At 60.7% G+C, this 15,345-nt stretch carries 16 protein-coding genes; 7 read left to right on the top strand and 9 right to left on the bottom strand.

Annotated elements, in window-relative coordinates:
- The first annotated feature begins 115 nt into the window (after positions 1–115).
- Both folD and AB9K34_RS07230 read left to right on the top strand, forming a co-directional pair.
- Positions 116–1,027 (top strand): bifunctional methylenetetrahydrofolate dehydrogenase/methenyltetrahydrofolate cyclohydrolase FolD, encoded by a 912-nt coding sequence (gene folD, locus AB9K34_RS07235; protein ID WP_369953751.1) that lies wholly within the window; start codon positions 116–118, stop codon positions 1,025–1,027.
- Complete coding sequence (locus tag AB9K34_RS07230) at positions 1,024–1,899, top strand: bifunctional 5,10-methylenetetrahydrofolate dehydrogenase/5,10-methenyltetrahydrofolate cyclohydrolase (RefSeq protein WP_369953750.1); 876 nt, start codon at positions 1,024–1,026, stop codon at positions 1,897–1,899. Before folD ends, AB9K34_RS07230 begins: the two co-directional genes overlap by 4 nt.
- A gap of 24 nt (positions 1,900–1,923) precedes the next feature.
- On the opposite strand, the gene AB9K34_RS07225 is transcribed toward AB9K34_RS07230, so the two are convergent.
- Positions 1,924–2,769, bottom strand: a complete 846-nt coding sequence (locus tag AB9K34_RS07225; RefSeq protein ID WP_369953749.1) for an EamA family transporter — start codon at positions 2,767–2,769, stop codon at positions 1,924–1,926.
- Positions 2,770–2,887: 118 nt separating this feature from the next.
- Between AB9K34_RS07225 and tdm the strand changes: the two genes are divergently transcribed.
- Positions 2,888–5,260 carry a trimethylamine-oxide aldolase Tdm gene (gene tdm / locus AB9K34_RS07220; protein WP_369953748.1) on the top strand — a complete coding sequence of 791 codons (2,373 nt, stop codon included), beginning with the start codon at positions 2,888–2,890 and terminating at the stop codon, positions 5,258–5,260.
- Between the two features lie 44 nt (positions 5,261–5,304).
- Positions 5,305–5,724: a group II truncated hemoglobin gene (locus AB9K34_RS07215; RefSeq protein WP_369953747.1), complete on the top strand. Its 420-nt coding sequence runs from the start codon at positions 5,305–5,307 to the stop codon at positions 5,722–5,724.
- Positions 5,725–5,817: 93 nt separating this feature from the next.
- Here AB9K34_RS07215 and glnT read toward each other — a convergent pair whose 3' ends face one another.
- From glnT to AB9K34_RS07190, 5 genes are all read right to left on the bottom strand, one after another.
- A complete protein-coding gene (gene glnT, locus AB9K34_RS07210; RefSeq protein ID WP_369953746.1) occupies positions 5,818–7,173 on the bottom strand; it encodes a type III glutamate--ammonia ligase in 1,356 nt (451 codons plus the stop codon).
- A gap of 106 nt (positions 7,174–7,279) precedes the next feature.
- On the bottom strand, positions 7,280–8,620 hold the full coding sequence (locus tag AB9K34_RS07205; RefSeq protein ID WP_369953745.1) for an FMN-binding glutamate synthase family protein: 1,341 nt from the start codon (positions 8,618–8,620) through the stop codon (positions 7,280–7,282).
- 13 nt (positions 8,621–8,633) lie between these two features.
- On the bottom strand, positions 8,634–9,311 hold the full coding sequence (locus AB9K34_RS07200) for a protein GlxC (RefSeq protein ID WP_369953744.1): 678 nt from the start codon (positions 9,309–9,311) through the stop codon (positions 8,634–8,636).
- Positions 9,312–10,241 carry a glutamine amidotransferase family protein gene (locus AB9K34_RS07195; RefSeq protein WP_369953743.1) on the bottom strand — a complete coding sequence of 310 codons (930 nt, stop codon included), beginning with the start codon at positions 10,239–10,241 and terminating at the stop codon, positions 9,312–9,314.
- A 342-nt stretch (positions 10,242–10,583) separates the two neighbouring features.
- Positions 10,584–11,267, bottom strand: a complete 684-nt coding sequence (locus tag AB9K34_RS07190; RefSeq protein WP_369953742.1) for an ArsR/SmtB family transcription factor — start codon at positions 11,265–11,267, stop codon at positions 10,584–10,586.
- 74 nt (positions 11,268–11,341) lie between these two features.
- Here AB9K34_RS07190 and AB9K34_RS07185 point away from each other — a divergent pair, with 74 nt between their 5' ends.
- Genes AB9K34_RS07185 through AB9K34_RS07175 form a run of 3 tightly spaced genes read left to right on the top strand, consistent with a single transcriptional unit; the run spans position 11,342 to position 12,620 of the window.
- The gene (locus AB9K34_RS07185; protein ID WP_369953741.1) at positions 11,342–11,665 is read left to right on the top strand and encodes an NIPSNAP family protein; all 324 of its coding nucleotides are present in this window, start codon (positions 11,342–11,344) and stop codon (positions 11,663–11,665) included.
- On the top strand, positions 11,662–12,006 hold the full coding sequence (locus tag AB9K34_RS07180; protein ID WP_369953740.1) for an antibiotic biosynthesis monooxygenase: 345 nt from the start codon (positions 11,662–11,664) through the stop codon (positions 12,004–12,006). Before AB9K34_RS07185 ends, AB9K34_RS07180 begins: the two co-directional genes overlap by 4 nt.
- On the top strand, positions 12,003–12,620 hold the full coding sequence (locus AB9K34_RS07175) for a LysE family translocator (protein ID WP_369953739.1): 618 nt from the start codon (positions 12,003–12,005) through the stop codon (positions 12,618–12,620). The genes AB9K34_RS07180 and AB9K34_RS07175 overlap by 4 nt, the downstream gene beginning before the upstream one ends.
- A 283-nt stretch (positions 12,621–12,903) precedes the next feature.
- Here the strand turns inward: AB9K34_RS07175 and AB9K34_RS07170 are convergent, their stop codons facing one another.
- The 3 genes from AB9K34_RS07170 to AB9K34_RS07160 all read right to left on the bottom strand — a co-directional run bounded on the left by AB9K34_RS07170 (position 12,904) and on the right by AB9K34_RS07160 (position 15,126).
- The gene (locus AB9K34_RS07170; RefSeq protein WP_369953738.1) at positions 12,904–13,515 is read right to left on the bottom strand and encodes a LysE family translocator; all 612 of its coding nucleotides are present in this window, start codon (positions 13,513–13,515) and stop codon (positions 12,904–12,906) included.
- A complete protein-coding gene (locus AB9K34_RS07165) occupies positions 13,505–14,227 on the bottom strand; it encodes a B3/4 domain-containing protein (RefSeq protein ID WP_369953737.1) in 723 nt (240 codons plus the stop codon). Before AB9K34_RS07165 ends, AB9K34_RS07170 begins: the two co-directional genes overlap by 11 nt.
- A 65-nt stretch (positions 14,228–14,292) precedes the next feature.
- Positions 14,293–15,126: an AraC family transcriptional regulator gene (locus AB9K34_RS07160; RefSeq protein ID WP_369953736.1), complete on the bottom strand. Its 834-nt coding sequence runs from the start codon at positions 15,124–15,126 to the stop codon at positions 14,293–14,295.
- Positions 15,127–15,345: the final 219 nt, after the last annotated feature.

Raw genomic sequence — 15,345 nt, 5'->3', positions numbered from 1 at the left:
CCTGAACACGGGTCTGTGCATCAGGCCCCGATAGCGAGGTGCGGCGGCGTGAGGCAGCCGCACCTTTTCATCATTCCGACGGCGTGACACCGCGCCGGGAAAGGGACCGAGAGATATGAAAGACACGACAGCAACACGCATCGACGGCAAGGCTTTTGCCGCCACCGTCCGCGACAAGGTCGCCGCACATGTGGCCCGTCTGAAAGAGGAAAGCGGCATCACGCCCGGACTGGCCGTGGTCCTTGTTGGCGAAGACCCGGCATCGCAGGTCTATGTGCGCTCCAAGGGCAAGCAGACCGTCGAGGTCGGAATGAACTCCTACGAGCACAAGCTGGAGGCGGATACGTCCGAAGCCGACCTGCTCGCGCTGGTGGACAAGCTGAACAACGACCCTGCGGTGCATGGCATTCTCGTGCAGTTGCCGCTGCCCGGGCATCTGGACGAGGATCTGGTGATCAATTCGATCGACCCGGCCAAGGACGTGGATGGGTTCCATATTTCGAATGTCGGATTGCTGGGGACCGGACAGAAATCGATGGTGCCGTGCACGCCGCTCGGCTGCCTTATGATGCTGCGCGATCACCACGGGTCGCTGTCGGGCATGAATGCGGTCGTGATCGGCCGGTCGAATATCGTGGGCAAGCCGATGGCGCAGTTGTTGCTGGGCGACAGTTGCACCGTGACCATCGCGCATTCGCGCACCAGGGACCTACCCGAAGTGGTGCGGCGCGCCGATATCGTGGTTGCGGCGGTCGGACGCCCCGAGATGGTGCCGGGCGACTGGATCAAGCCCGGCGCGACGGTGATCGATGTGGGCATCAACCGGATCGATGCGCCGGAAAAGGGCGAGGGCAAGACACGACTTGTCGGAGATTGCCATTTCGAGAGCTGCGCCGCGGTTGCCGGTGCGATCACCCCGGTTCCCGGTGGGGTGGGCCCGATGACCATCGCGTGCCTGCTGGCCAACACGCTGACCGCCTGCTGCCGCGCCAACGGGCTGCCGGAACCCGAGGGCCTGACCGCATGAATCCGGACCCCCGGTTACTGCTCGGCAAACCCGTAAAGGATCGCATCCTGTCGGAGGTGCGGGCGCTGACCCGTTCGGCGGGCCGGATTGGCAAGCTTGTATCGATCTCCATTGGCGAGGTGCCCGAGGTTGCAGTCTATGTCCGCAACCAGGCGCGCGCGGCGGCGGCGGCAGGTTTGCCCTTCGATCAGGAGTTCTGGGGCGGCGAGACCAGCCAGGAGGACTGCAAGGCGCTGATTCAGGCGATGAATGACGATCCGGAGGTGCTGGGAATCATCCTGCAACGTCCGGTGCCCGATCACATCAACGTGCGCTCGCTGCAATCGGCGATCCATCCGCTTAAGGATGTGGAAGGCATGAATCCGGCCTCTATCGGGAATATCGTCTATAACGATGTGGCCATGGCCCCCTGTACCGCCGCCGCTGCTGTCGAACTGATCCGCGAGACCGGGCTCGACATGAAGGGGCTTGAAGTGGTGATGGTCGGTCACTCCGAGATTGTCGGCAAACCGGCGGCGATGATGCTGATGGCCGAAGGCGCGACGGTAACGGTCTGCCACCATCTGACCCGGTCGGTCGCCATGCATTCGCGCCGTGCGGATGTCATCGTGGTGGCCGTGGGCAAGCCGCACCTGATCGGGGCCGATATGGTCAAGCCGGGCGCGGCAGTGATCGATATCGGCATCAACCAGATCGTCGGGGATGATGGCACGACGCGGATTGTCGGCGACGTTGACACCGATGCGGTCAGGGAAATTGCCGGCTGGATCACGCCGGTGCCCGGCGGCGTCGGCCCGGTGACCGTGGCAATCCTGATGCGCAACGCGATGCGCGCGCATGCGCGGCAAAAGGCGGCGGGCTGGCGGAACTGATCCGCCGCCCGACCGCTGCGCGGGCTACAGCGTCAGGTAGCCGATGCCCAGAAAAGCCACGATGCACCCGGCCCATTGCGCAGCGCCCATCTGTTCCTTGAGGAAAACCCGCGCCAGCAGGATGGTGAACAGACCGAACATCGATGCGGCCACGGCGGCGAATTCCGGGCGTTCGAGCACTCCGGCAGAAATCACCGCAAGCAGGGCGATGCCATCCAGCACGCCCATCGTGATCAACGGCACCAATGCCTTTCGCCCGATGCGCAAATCCGGACGCAGCACAAGCAACAGGGCGCAGAGCCCGGCCAGCGCAATCGCCCGCGTGGCAAAGGTGCTCTGCCATTCCCCGCCATATTCCGCCGCCATCTGACCGAGCTTGAAGGTACTTGCGAACCCGATGGCCGAGAGCAGCGACAGCGCGATTGTCGGGCCGCGCGCGGGCACATCGTCGGCGGCGGGATCGGACAGGATGGCCACCAGCCCGACGGCACAGACGATCACCAGCACGGCGGCGATCTGATCCGCGCTCACCTGCGATCCGCCAAGCATGGCATAGACCAGAGACAGGATCGGGTAGGCGCCGATGATCGGGCTGACCAGCCTGACAGGCCCGCGTTCGAATGCGAAATAGAGACCCAGGCTGGCGAACAGGAACGCAATCCCGGCGCCGATCGATAGCCAAAGGGCCGGGCCGGTGGGTAACATCGTCGTGCCATTGATCAGAATCACCCCGGATTGAAAGGCAAGGGCCGTAAGCAGCACGACCAGCAACGCCCCCAGCAGCGGCACCGTCTTGCTGAGGTAGCGGATCGCTATATCGTGCAACCCCCAGCAAAAGGCGGCCACAAGTCCCAGAATGAGCGTATTCATCAAACAGTCCCTCGTCAGGATGAGATTTTTCAACGGATCGCTTGCGCGATTGGACAACGCCATATATTCTCATCATTAATATTTTTTTCCGTAAAGGCAAATGCCGGGAGGAGAGAACGTGCTTGATGACAGCTATCCCACAGTGGTGCCAGGTCCGCCGCGCCCCAGCGGCATTATCGAGCCACGGGTCTTTTCGATGCCGCCGGGAACCGAGCGCTATGTGGTCGAGGGCAACGGTGCAATCCTGGTCCGCCTTGAAGCCGGCGATCGTCTGGATATCGAGAATACCGAGGGCGGCCAGGTCTGCGAAATTGTCTGCGCCCGCGCGGATGGCCGCTTTGATCCGGGTCTGATCGGGGCCAGCGCCGGCGGGGATGCCGCCGGGCTCAAGGCGCTGCTGACCTCATCCGACCAATCGCTGCGCAGTCTGCGGATGGGAATTCAGGCACGCGGGCTCGATCTGGCCAAGGCACAGGCCGTGCAGCTGTTCGAGAGCACGACACCGGCCCGAACCACCGAACATTTCACCGCGACGGCCGAAGGCATCGCCATTATCGCCGCGCCCGGCGGAATCATGGATTTCGAAGCGCAGGATACCGCGACACCGCTTACCGTCTATATCCGCCGCGCCACGATCAAGCCGCTTCCCCGGTTCGAGCTGCCCGATCCCCTGGCCGATCCGGTGGCGGATGTGCGCGTGCATTCCGCAACCGCCGAGGCCTATTTCGTGAAGGCCGGCGACTATATCCAGATCCTCGATGTGGATGGGCGCCAATGCACGGATTTCCAGTGTTTTTCGGCGCGCAAGCTGGACAAGGGTATCGAACATGCGCTGGATGTGACCACCACCCGGACCCTGATGGAACATGCCTATCCGATGCCGGGGCTGCACGCGAAATACTATGATCAGGACATGCTGCCGCTGGTCGAGGTGATTCAGGATACCTGCGGGCGGCACGATGCCTTCGCGCTGGCCTGTTCGGCCAAGTATTACGACGACATCGGCTATCCGGGGCATGTGAACTGTTCGGACAACTTCAACGCAGCGCTGGCGCCGCACGGGGTGACAGGCCGCAAGGGCTGGATGGCAATCAACTTCTTCTTCAACACCGGCCTGGACGAGCATGGCGTCATGTATTCGGACGAGCCGTGGTCGCGCCCTGGCGATTATGTGCTGCTGCGGGCGTTGACCGATCTGGTCTGCGTGAGTTCGGCCTGCCCGGACGATACGTCGGCGGCGAACGGCTGGAACCCGACCGATATTCACGTGCGCACCTATAGCGGCAAGGAAACCTTTCAACGCGCCGTGGCGTACCGGCCCACCCCAGATGCGGAACCGAAAATGACGAAACAGACAGGCTTTCACGACCGGTTCGACCGGTTCACCGACAATTTCATCGAATATAACGGCTATTGGCTGGCCAATTGCATGTCCACTGCCGGTCCGATCGAGGAATACCATGCGTGCCGGCAGAAGGTTGTCGTGACCGACCTCAGCCCGTTGCGCAAGTTCGAAATCACCGGACCCGACAGCGAGGCGCTGTGCCAGTATGTCTTTACCCGCAACATGAAAACACTGCCCATCGGCGGTGTGGTCTATACGGCGATGTGCTATCCGCACGGGGGCATGGTCGATGACGGCACGGTGTTCCGGTTGGGCAAGGACAATTTCCGCTGGATCGGCGGGACGGATTACGGTGGCGAATGGATCCGCGAAAAGGCCGAGGAACTGGGCCTTCGCGTGCTGATACGCTCGTCCACCGACATGCAGCACAACATCGCCGTGCAGGGCCCCGAAAGCCGCGATCTGTTGCGCAAGATCATCTGGACCGCGCCGCATCAGCCGAATTTCGACGATCTTGCCTGGTTCCGCTTTACGCCCGCACGGATCGGCGACGATCAGGGCATTCCGGTGGTGGTCAGCCGCACCGGGTACACCGGCGAGCTGGGCTATGAGATCTTCTGTCATCCGAAACATGCGGGGGCGGTTTTTGACGCCGTGTGGGATGCGGGGCAGGCGCACGGGATCACCCCCCTTGGTTTTGAAGCGCTGGACATGGTGCGGATCGAGGCGGGGCTGATCTTTGCCGGTTTCGATTTCTCGGACCAGACCGATCCGTTCGAGGCGGGCATCGGTTTCACCGTGCCGCTGAAATCGAAACAGGATGATTTCATCGGACGCGAGGCCTTGATCCGCCGCAAGGAAACACCGGCGCGCAAGCTGGTGGGGCTGGATATCGACAGCAATGTCGAGGTCGGTCATGGAGATTGCGTGCATGTGGGCCGGGCGCAGATCGGCGAAGTCACCTCCTCGATGCGTTCGCCCTTGCTGGGCCGCAACATTGCACTTGCGCGGGTTGACGTGGCGCATTCCGAACCGGGCACGCGGCTGGAAATCGGCAAGCTCGACGGCCACCAGAAGCGCCTGCCCGCGACCATCCGGGCCGACCTGGCGGCCTATGATCCGAAAAAGGAACGCCCGCGTTCTTGACTCTGGTCAATGCGGCCGGCGGGTAGAAAGGGGATCCTGATATCATGACGAGCGCACTGGAACAGATTGGCGGTGAAACCGTCCTGAAAGCCGTTGTCGAACGGTTCTATGACCTGATGGAAAGCGATCCGGCGGTGCACGAGCTGCACCGCCTGCATTTCCGTGGCCACGGCTTGTCACATACGAGGCAGGCGCAGTTCGAGTTCCTGTGCGGATTTCTCGGCGGGCGGCCCCATTACCGGGAACGTTTCGGGCATATGAACCTGCGCGAGATTCACGAACACGTGCCGATCCGGACTGCGGATGCCGAACTGTGGCTTGAGACATTCGACCGGGCGTTGCAGGACGTGGGTCTTGCGGGGCCGGCAGTCGAACGGTTCCGGGCCACATTGCAGCGCAGCGCGCACAAGCTGGTCAACGAGGTGCCCGATTGGCGCCGCGGCGAGACAGCAGCCACAGCATAATCTTCAACCCGAGAGCGTCCCCAAAGAAAACCCCCTTGCAGTCGCCTGCAAGGGGGCAAGAACGTGATCCGCTGCGCGGGGATCGACCCGCGCTCAGATGTCGAGCGTGTTCTCGCGTTCCCACTGGGTGAAATGGGTCACGAAGGAATTCCATTCCTGCATCTTCATCTTGATGTAGGAGGCCGAGAATTCGTCGCCCATCATCTTCTTGAGCTCCTTGTCCTTGTCGTACTCCCGGATCGCGTCCAGCATGTTGAGCGGCAGCTTGGGTGCGCCGCGAACCTTGTGGCCCTCGGCATACATGTCGATATCGTGCCGCTTGCCGGGATCGGCCTTGGTGCGGATACCCGACAGCCCCGCCGCGATGATCACCGCCTGCAACAGATAGGGGTTGGCCGCGCCATCGGGCAGGCGCAGTTCAAAGCGGCCCGGACCGGGAACGCGCACCATATGGGTACGGTTGTTGCCGGTCCACGTCACGCTGTTGGGTGCCCAGGTGGCCCCTGACATCGTGCGTGGCGCGTTGATCCGCTTGTAGCTGTTCACGGTCGGGTTGGTGATCGCGGCGAGGGCGGATGCATGCTTCATGATGCCCCCAAGAAAGTGCTTGCCGCGTTCGGACAGGCCGACTTCACCGGTCTGTCCTTCGCCCGTGCCGGCGAACACGTTGGTTTCCGACGCCGCGCCCGGCGCGTCCCAGACCGAGATATGCGCATGGCAGCCATTGCCGGTCAGACCGGCGATCGGCTTGGGCATGAAGGTGGCACGGAAGCCGTGTTTTTCCGCCACCGACTTGGTCATGAACTTGAAGAACGAATGCTGATCCGCCATGGTCAGAACGTCGTTGAATTCCCAGTTCATCTCGAACTGGCCATTCGCGTCCTCGTGGTCGGTCTGGTAGGGCTGCCAGCCGAGATCCAGCATATAATCGCCAATCTCGCGCACAACCTCGTAGCGGCGCATCACCGCCTGCTGATCGTAGCATGGTTTGGCGGCGGTATCGAAAGGATCGGAGATCTGGTCACCTTCGGGTGTCAGCAGGAAAAACTCTGCTTCGACACCGGTCTTGACGTGCAGACCCTCTTCGGCAGCCTCGGCGATCAGACGCTTGAGCACGTTGCGCGGTGCCTGCGCGACCGGCTTGCCTTCCATCACGCAATCGGCCGCGACCCAGGCAACGTCCGGCTGCCAGGGGAGTTGAATGACCGAGGCCGGATCCGGCACCGCGAGCATGTCGGGGTGGGCAGGCGTCAGGTCGAGCCATGTCGCGAATCCCGCGAACCCCGCGCCGTCTTCCTGCATGTCGGCAATCGCCGCCGCAGGAACCAGCTTGGCCCGCTGTCCGCCGAACAGGTCGGTAAAGGAAATCATGAAATACTTGACGCCGCGTTCGGCGGCGAATGTGGCGAGATCGATCTGTGCGCCCGGCGCGACTTGATCCTTGGCCATGTGTGTCATCCTCTCTGTCGAATTATTTCGCGATGGCCGTCAGTTAACCCGCGCACCATCTCTCGTGAAACGACGCGACCCCGGTGTGAGGCCGCGCCGTGCTGTGTCAGAAGCCGGGTTTGCCGGGATACCAATCGGTGCCGGCGAGCGGCACACGGGCCATGGCGGCGGCTTCCATCGTCAGCGCGCACAAGTCCTCGGGTTCCAGGTTGTGCAGATTGTTGTGGCCGCAGGCCCGGGCAATCGTCTGCGCCTCGAGCGTCATCACACTGAGATAGTTGCGCAGATGGCGTCCCGCTTCCACCGGGTCCAGCCGTTTCTGCAATTCGGCGTCCTGGGTGGTGATCCCGGCCGGGTCGAGACCCTCGTGCCAGTCGTCATATGCGCCTGCCGTGGTGCCCAGCTTCTGGTATTCGGCTTCCCATTGCGGGTCGTTATCGCCCAGAGCGATCAGAGCGGCGGTGCCGATGGCAACCGCATCCGCCCCCAACGCCATGGCCTTGGCTACGTCCGCCCCGCTGCGGATGCCGCCGGATACGATCAACTGAACCTCGCGGTGCACGCCGAGATCCTGGAGCGCCTGAACGGCGGGACGTATACAGGCCAGCGTCGGCAGTCCCACATGTTCGATGAACACATCCTGCGTTGCCGCGGTGCCGCCCTGCATCCCGTCGAGCACCACGACGTCGGCCCCGGCCTTCACCGCCAGCGCGGTGTCATAGTAGGGGCGGGTGCCACCGACCTTGACATAGATCGGCTTTTCCCACGCGGTGATTTCGCGCAGTTCGAGGATCTTGATCTCGAGATCGTCCGGACCGGTCCAGTCCGGGTGCCGGCAGGCGGACCGCTGGTCGATACCCTTGGGAAGGTTGCGCATCTCGGCAACGCGGTCCGAGATCTTCTGACCGAGCAGCATGCCACCGCCTCCGGGCTTTGCGCCCTGGCCGACCACGACTTCGATGGCATCCGCCTTGCGCAGGTCGTCAGGGTTCATGCCATAGCGCGACGGCAGGTATTGATAGACCAGCTTGGTGGAATGGCCGCGTTCTTCGGGGGTCATGCCACCGTCGCCGGTGGTGGTTGACGTGCCCGCCGCCGAGGCACCGCGGCCCAGGGCCTCTTTGGCACGCCCCGAGAGAGCGCCAAAGGACATGCCGGCAATGGTGATCGGGATTTCGAGTTCGATCGGCTTTTTTGCGAACCGGGTTCCAAGCGTTACCTTGGTGTCGCATTTTTCGCGATAGCCTTCGAGCGGGTAGCGCGACACCGATGCGCCAAGAAACAGAAGGTCGTCGAAATGCGGCACCCGTCGCTTGGCGCCGCCGCCACGAATGTCATAGATGCCGGTTGCGGCTGCGCGCCGGATCTCGGCATTGATCGGGTTCGAAAAGGTCGCCGACTGGATGGGCACCGTCTGTGGGGGACGCTTATCCTTGATGTCTTTCACGGTCTGGTCTCCCTCAATATGCGTTGTCGACTTTGAAATTGTAGAGCTGGCGCGCCGAACCATAGCGTTTGAACTCTTCCGGCTTGGCGTCGCTTCCGGCGCGTTCCAGCAGGTCGCGCAGGATGTCCAGATGCTCGGGACGCATCTCTTTCTCGATGCAATCCGCACCGAGCGACTTGACCGATCCGCGCACGAACAGCCGGGCCTCGTAGATCGAGTCGCCAAGCGCGTCGCCCGCGTCGCCACAGACGACGAGGTTGCCGGATTGCGCCATGAAGGCGGACATATGGCCCACGTTGCCATGCACGACGATGTCGATACCCTTCATCGAGATGCCACAGCGCGAAGAGGCGTTGCCCTTGATCACCAGCAATCCGCCATGACCGGTGGCACCGGCATATTGGCTGGCGTCACCTTCGATGACCACGGTGCCGGACATCATGTTCTCGGCCACGCCGGGGCCGGCCGAGCCATGCACATGCACGGTGGCCTGCTTGTTCATGCCGGCACAGTAATAGCCGGTCGAGCCTCTCACGTCGACTTCGATCGGGGCGTCGAGCCCGACGGCGATGGCGTGGCTGCCACGGGGGTTGACGATTTCCCAGGCGGTCTGGTTGGTGTCCGCCGCCTGCGCATGCAGCGTGGCGTTCAGCTCGCGCAGGCTGTTGGCCTGTAGATCATAGGTCTGCATTTATGCCGCCTTCTTGTTCGGGTTGCTGGCCTCGGCATGGGTCCAGAAATACACGGTCGCGGGCTCGGGCTCCCAGACACGGGCGTTTTCGATGCCCGGCAGGTTGACCAGCGCGCGATATTCCGAACCGAAGGCCACGTATTGATCGGTTTCCGCCATGACAGCGGGTTTGCAGGCGATCGGGTCGCGTACGACGCCAAAACCGTCCTTGGTGCCGACTACGAAGTTGAAGAACCCGTCAAGATCATCCAGCGACGCCTCCAGCGCCTCGCCCAGGGTCGCCCCGTTCTGCATCTTCCACGTCAGGTAGGCGGCACCGACCTCGGTGTCGTTCTGGGTTTCGATATGGATCCCCTCGCGCTGCAGCTTGCGACGCAGCGAGTTGTGGTTCGACAGCGAACCATTATGCACGAGGCACTGATCGGAACCGGTGTTGAACGGGTGTGCACCCAGTGTGGTTACCGCGCTTTCGGTCGCCATGCGGGTGTGGCCAATGCCGTGGGTGCCGGACATGGACGACAGGTCGAAGCGGTCCGCCACCTCCTTGGGCAGGCCGACCTCCTTATAGATCTCCAGCGTGTCGCCAAAGGACATGATGCGCACGTCCGGCGCGATCTCGCGCAGGGCCACGCGCGCCGCTTCCGCCTTGCCCGCCGGAACGGTCAGCACGGCGTGGGTGTCATTGCGGCTGAGGCCGACCTCGCCGTCAATGGCCGCGCCGAGCCTGTCGGCCAGCCCGTCAAAGGCGGTATCGCCATCTTCGGCCTGCACGGTCAATTTCGAGGCCGCGCGATTTTCGTTTCCGTAGATGGCAATCCCGGCGCTGTCCGGGCCGCGATCGGTCATCGTGATCAGCATATCTGTGAGCAGCGCGCCCAGTTGAGGCTCAAGCGCCTTGTCCTTCAGGAACAGTCCGACAATTCCGCACATTCTGGTCTCGCTCCATTTTCTTGATTCTTCCCGGTACGGGTGACGGGGTCAGATTAGCACCGGAATAGCGTTACTGCAACCAATATGAATATTATTTTCCTATGAGGCAAGTGCCGGCATGCCTGCTGCCATCCACGCTCTCAATGCACGTGTCAGATTCCAGAGATCTTTGACTCACTGTGCGAGGCATTCCCGCGCCCGACCGGCAAAAGCGTCAGATATGTCCACCCCATCCGTCAAGCATAGCTGACCCATTGTGCCGGAAAACCGCGTCTGCTATGCAGGACAAAACGGGCTTTCGCTGCGGCTGCGCCAATGTCAGGTTTCCTGTTTTAGAGAAGCTTAACCAACAGAAAACAGTCGCTCAAATTCTTTGGCTCCATTTGTCGAGAACGAAACCACGCGCGTTTTCTGATCGCGCTTGGCCCACGACAGGTCTTCAAACCGGTTAAGGAACGCGCGACCAATACTACCCGCCAGATGTGATCTGCGCTCGCTCCAGTCCAAACATTCACGGCAAAGCGGAGATTTGTTTTTGCGCAGTTCTGCTAAATCAATTCCGAATTCTGTTACAAAGGCTTGGCCGGAACGCGTTAGATTTAGGTCGTCGCCAACAAGGGTCAGGTGGCCTTGCGCTATCAAGCTGTCGAACATTTGCGTGCCCATATCACCTGCAAGATGATTGTAGCAGACGCGTGCCTGTCGCAATGCGGCGTCTTTTGGCCCGGTGCGCTTACGCAGATGGCCTGATCCTGCTGCCAAACCCATCAAACCTTCCAGAACATGCGCAACGTCTTCATTTGCGAGAGAAAAATATTTGTGTCGCCCTTGTTTGCGAGGGCGCAGCAAACCGCCGTCATCAAGCTTGGACAGGTGAGAGCTGGCTGTCTGGATGGTAACGCCTGCTTCCTCTGCCAATTCGCTCACGGTCAGGGCTTTCCCGCTCATTAATGCTGTCAGCATGTTGGCACGGGCGGGATCACCAATCAGCGCGGCTACATGTGCAATATCAGGGCCTTCTTTCATGGTTCGATCTTAATCGAAGCATTCGGTTGTCGCAATCCGGTAGGCCATAGAAAACACACTGAAAGGATTCCGCTATGTTGACCTGTATCATTCGCTACCAGATCGACCCAACCAAGAAGGCCCTGTTTGAAGAATATTCCCGCAACTGGGGACAGGCGATCCCGCGCTGTGGCGCTGACCTGATCGGCTATTACGCGCCCCATGAAGGGTCTTCGACGCTGGCCTACGGCATCTATAACGTTGAAAGCCTTGCCGATTATGAAGCCTATCGGTCGCGATTGTCGGCGGACCCGCTGGGCCGTGAGAACTATGAGTTCGCCCAGAAAGAGAAATTTCTGCTCCGTGAGGATCGGACATGGCTCAAGCTCGCGTCGGCCCCGCATGGAGATGGCGCATGATCGCAGTGATTTTCGAAGTCGAACCAGCAGAGGGCCGCAAGGGTGATTATCTCGATATCGCCGCTGAGATGAAACCGCTGCTGGATGATATCGAGGGTTTCATCTCGGTCGAACGGTTTCAGAGCCTTGCCGATCCGCGCAAAATACTCTCCCTTTCGTTCTTCGAAGACGAGGAAGCGATTGCGCGCTGGCGCAATCTGAACGCGCATCGCGGGGTGCAGACGAAAGGGAGAGGTGGCGTTTTCGACGGCTACCGCCTGCGCATCGCTAGCGTCATCCGTGACTACGGCATGTTTGATCGCGCTCAAGCTCCAAGAGACAGTAAAAAGGTCCACTCATGATTTCACTTATTCTAACAGCTTGGGCCGCCCTCGCCACTGCGGCGATCTCGCCCGGACCAAACCTCGTTGCCGTGGCATCCCGTGGCCTTGGATCGGGTAGGAACGCCGCATTGATAGTCGCGGCAGGCTTGGCCTGTGGCGCGTTCTTATGGTCATTTCTCACGGCGGTAGGACTTGGGACTTTGTTTGAGGCTTACCCGGTTCTCCTGCGCGTCATGGGGCTATTCGGTGGAGCATATCTTCTGTGGCTTGGTGTCAAAGGATGGCGAGCCGCGCTCACCGGAAAAGGCGGACAGATCGCGCCTAGCAAGGGGCGCGGGGTATGGCAGGACTTCTTACATGGCCTGACCGTCACATCGACCAACCCCAAGGTTGCTCTGCTTTGGGCATCGCTTTCTACGTTCGTCGGGCCTGCGATCACCGATTGGTCACTTCTATTGTTGTTCACAACAGGGTCGGCAATCATCATCTTTGCGATCTACGGAACATATGGCTGGCTGTCTTCCACAGGCCGCGCACGAGGCCTTTATCAGAAATTTGAAAAGACCAGTGAAGCGCTCTTTGGCACTTTGTTTGGAGTACTTGGCATATTCATGATGAAACGAGCCTTGTAAAAGACCAGACCTTCATGCGCCGCGCAGCATTCGGTAAAATGGGCTCATCGCTGCCCAATGCCCGCGCAGCTGCGCCCACGCGGCAGATCGAACCACACCCGTCATCCGCTAGATTTGCCAAATCTCTGATTTCATGATGTCTTGATCAATGTGCGGCCGTTCACAGATCAACAGCTGATGTTCGTGCCCCGGGTGGCGAAGTCTGAAGGTGAGCCCTTACCTCCCGCAATGATGCGCTGCGGCTAACGTCAACTTTCGTGGAAGGCCATCTAGAAGTTCCCGGCTAAGTCGTTTCCAATGCCAATCTCGCGCCGAGCATCAGGAAAGTCGCCGAGAAGCCCCGCTTGAGCCATGCAATGGCGGACGGGGTGCGCTGGACATAGAGCCGGATTCTGGAGGCGAACGCGCCGTAGCAAATGAAGACGGCAAAGGTCATCGCCATGAATATCCCGCTCAAGACGAACATCTGTGCCAATGGCGAGGGGGTGTCGGCAGGAACGAATTGCAGCAGGAACGCCAGAAAGAAGATCGAGAGCTTGGGGTTCAGGATGTTTATCAGGAAGCCCGTCACAGCGACCTTGCGAAGCGGGCCAGCGTTGCTTTCCATTTTGAACTGGATAGGTCCATCGTCCTTCACGATCGACCAAGCCAGATATAGCAGATAGAGAATGCCCGCCCATTTGAAGGTCTGGAACAGAACCGCGCTGGTATGCAGAAGCGCTGCAAGTCCGGCGATGGCCGCCACCATGTGCGGAATGATTCCGCAGGTGCAGCCCGCAGCGGCGGCAAAGCTAGCTGCCGTGCCTCGGGCCAGGCCCACACCGACAGTGTAGATCACGCCTGTGCCCGGCGCGACAACGACGATCAGCGAGGTAATCAGGAATTCAACCCACATGACCACCGTCTCCAGCATTCTCGCAGGCATAGAAGGCATCCGGCGACAGCAGCAGCTGTGTCTGCCCCGCCACCCCGAACCTGTTCGCTATCATCCCCGACATTTCCCTCGTGAGCGCCGCTACATCCTCTGCGCCGCCTTTATGCAGCGCTTCGGCAACGATCACGGCACGTTTCGTCTTGGCGGTCACAGCCGATTTGCGGCTTTGACGGTTAGCCCAACGGCGTGCGTGGGCGTAGCCGTCCTCATCCGCGAAGATGACCTCATCGGGGTCTGGCGTTTCGGTCTCGCCGGAAAATGCGATGTAGGTCTCGTCACCGCTCGCCTGTCTGACCTCAAGATCACCAGCCACATGATCGAGATCGAACACCGCGACGGGCACGGCGTAGGACACAGAGGCGGCGTTGCACAGGTCGATCAGGGGATGCAATTCGGGCAACGAACCATCCTTGCGCAATCGCCTCAGCAGAGCCTCTGAGGCACAACGATACTGCGTCGGCTTCAGACCCATTGTGGAATAGGCGCGCCGCCAAGCCTGAATCTCAGGAAGACTTCCCTCTGTTTCGGTTTCCAGCCGTTTAAGAGCCCGCGCGGTCAGCTCTGCGACCTCAGCCGAGACCGTGGCATCGGGCCGGATGCCGTCCACTTCAATGATCCCGGTCACCCTGTCAGGGAAAGTGTGTTGCATGTATCGAGAATAGAGAAAGCGCATTTTGCCCCCGTTTTGGAGGATACTCTATTCGTCTGACGTGCCTTGATATTGAAGGATATTGCAGGTCAGTGGATGGCTGGCCTAGCAAAGCAACCTGGGGTCAGACCAAGCTGGCGGGAGAATGTCCGGGTCAGATGGCTCTGATCCGAGAACCCGCAGGCAATGGCCGTGTCTGCAATCGATGATCCGGCCATGATCATGTCCTTCGCCCGCTTGACGCGGTGTTGAGTGAGATAGGCGTGTGGGGTTGTGCCCAACTCGCGCGAAAACCTGCGAAGAATCTGGAACTTGCTAGCGTTCGTTGCGGTCGCAAAATCAGCGAGTGACAAAGGTGCTCCCCAGTCTTGGCAGATCATGTCGAGGACGGTTTGGACGTCCTTCGAACGGAGAGAGGTCTTCGGGATGTCGCCGCTACGATTTGGCGTAAGCTGAGCGGCAAGCGCCAGCATCACGAGCTGCTCCGCATGTTCCAGGTCGGGCTGGCCAAGCGTCACGGCTTTGATAGCTTCCACGGCCAGCCTCAAAGTCCGTCTGGACCTGTTGACCGGAAGTGAGAACTCCGCGCTCTCGACCGGAATGTCGCTGAATTCTGCAAGCGCAGCGGGAGCGAGATACAACATCCGCCAGTGGCGCGGGTGCCCGTCGCGACCAGTTCCATCGTGCAATTCGGCGGGGTTCACCGTGATCGTGTCGCCTGCCTTCGCCGCCACCAGACCGTGACCACTCCAACTCTCCTGTCCTCCATCGACAATGTATCCGAACCCGAACTCGTCATGAGAATGGCGAGGGAATGTGCGATCCGACTTGATGGAGATCGCGTCTACTCCAGGCAGAATGGTCTGATGGCGAACCGATTTGTGCATAAAGCTCAATAGCATGGATGCGATGCAAAGGTCCATTTGCCATCCACCGAGAAGATTCGAAAGCGGACATTCCATTGAACACAACGAACGCCAGCATTGGTCCGCGATGTGTGAGTTGCCCCGACAAGCCTCGCTGCGCGATGTTCAAATGACCGAATTTGGAGCCGTCCTGCAGCACGCGAGATTGAGCACTTGCAGAAATTTCCGAGCTGCGAGCGCATGCAGCAAAAAATGAGGATTTCCGCTGTGGGCTCA

It is taken from the genome of Sedimentitalea sp. XS_ASV28, from assembly GCF_041224545.1.
In the GTDB taxonomy this organism is placed as follows: Bacteria; Pseudomonadota; Alphaproteobacteria; order Rhodobacterales; family Rhodobacteraceae; genus Sedimentitalea.
This window is presented reverse-complemented; position numbering and strand designations above follow the sequence as displayed.

Excerpts from the sequence above, each read along its gene's own strand:
- glnT (WP_369953746.1), bottom strand. The coding sequence starts at position 7,173 with ATGGCCAAGGATCAAGTCGCGCCGGGCGCACAGATCGATCTCGCCACA.
- AB9K34_RS07160 (WP_369953736.1), bottom strand. The coding sequence starts at position 15,126 with ATGGACCTTTGCATCGCATCCATGCTATTGAGCTTTATGCACAAATCG.
- folD (WP_369953751.1), top strand. The coding sequence starts at position 116 with ATGAAAGACACGACAGCAACACGCATCGACGGCAAGGCTTTTGCCGCC.
- AB9K34_RS07175 (WP_369953739.1), top strand. The coding sequence starts at position 12,003 with ATGATTTCACTTATTCTAACAGCTTGGGCCGCCCTCGCCACTGCGGCG.
- AB9K34_RS07170 (WP_369953738.1), bottom strand. The coding sequence starts at position 13,515 with ATGTGGGTTGAATTCCTGATTACCTCGCTGATCGTCGTTGTCGCGCCG.
- AB9K34_RS07165 (WP_369953737.1), bottom strand. The coding sequence starts at position 14,227 with ATGCGCTTTCTCTATTCTCGATACATGCAACACACTTTCCCTGACAGG.
- AB9K34_RS07190 (WP_369953742.1), bottom strand. The coding sequence starts at position 11,267 with ATGAAAGAAGGCCCTGATATTGCACATGTAGCCGCGCTGATTGGTGAT.
- AB9K34_RS07215 (WP_369953747.1), top strand. The coding sequence starts at position 5,305 with ATGACGAGCGCACTGGAACAGATTGGCGGTGAAACCGTCCTGAAAGCC.
- AB9K34_RS07180 (WP_369953740.1), top strand. The coding sequence starts at position 11,662 with ATGATCGCAGTGATTTTCGAAGTCGAACCAGCAGAGGGCCGCAAGGGT.
- AB9K34_RS07195 (WP_369953743.1), bottom strand. The coding sequence starts at position 10,241 with ATGTGCGGAATTGTCGGACTGTTCCTGAAGGACAAGGCGCTTGAGCCT.
- AB9K34_RS07230 (WP_369953750.1), top strand. The coding sequence starts at position 1,024 with ATGAATCCGGACCCCCGGTTACTGCTCGGCAAACCCGTAAAGGATCGC.
- AB9K34_RS07200 (WP_369953744.1), bottom strand. The coding sequence starts at position 9,311 with ATGCAGACCTATGATCTACAGGCCAACAGCCTGCGCGAGCTGAACGCC.
- AB9K34_RS07185 (WP_369953741.1), top strand. The coding sequence starts at position 11,342 with ATGTTGACCTGTATCATTCGCTACCAGATCGACCCAACCAAGAAGGCC.
- AB9K34_RS07225 (WP_369953749.1), bottom strand. The coding sequence starts at position 2,769 with ATGAATACGCTCATTCTGGGACTTGTGGCCGCCTTTTGCTGGGGGTTG.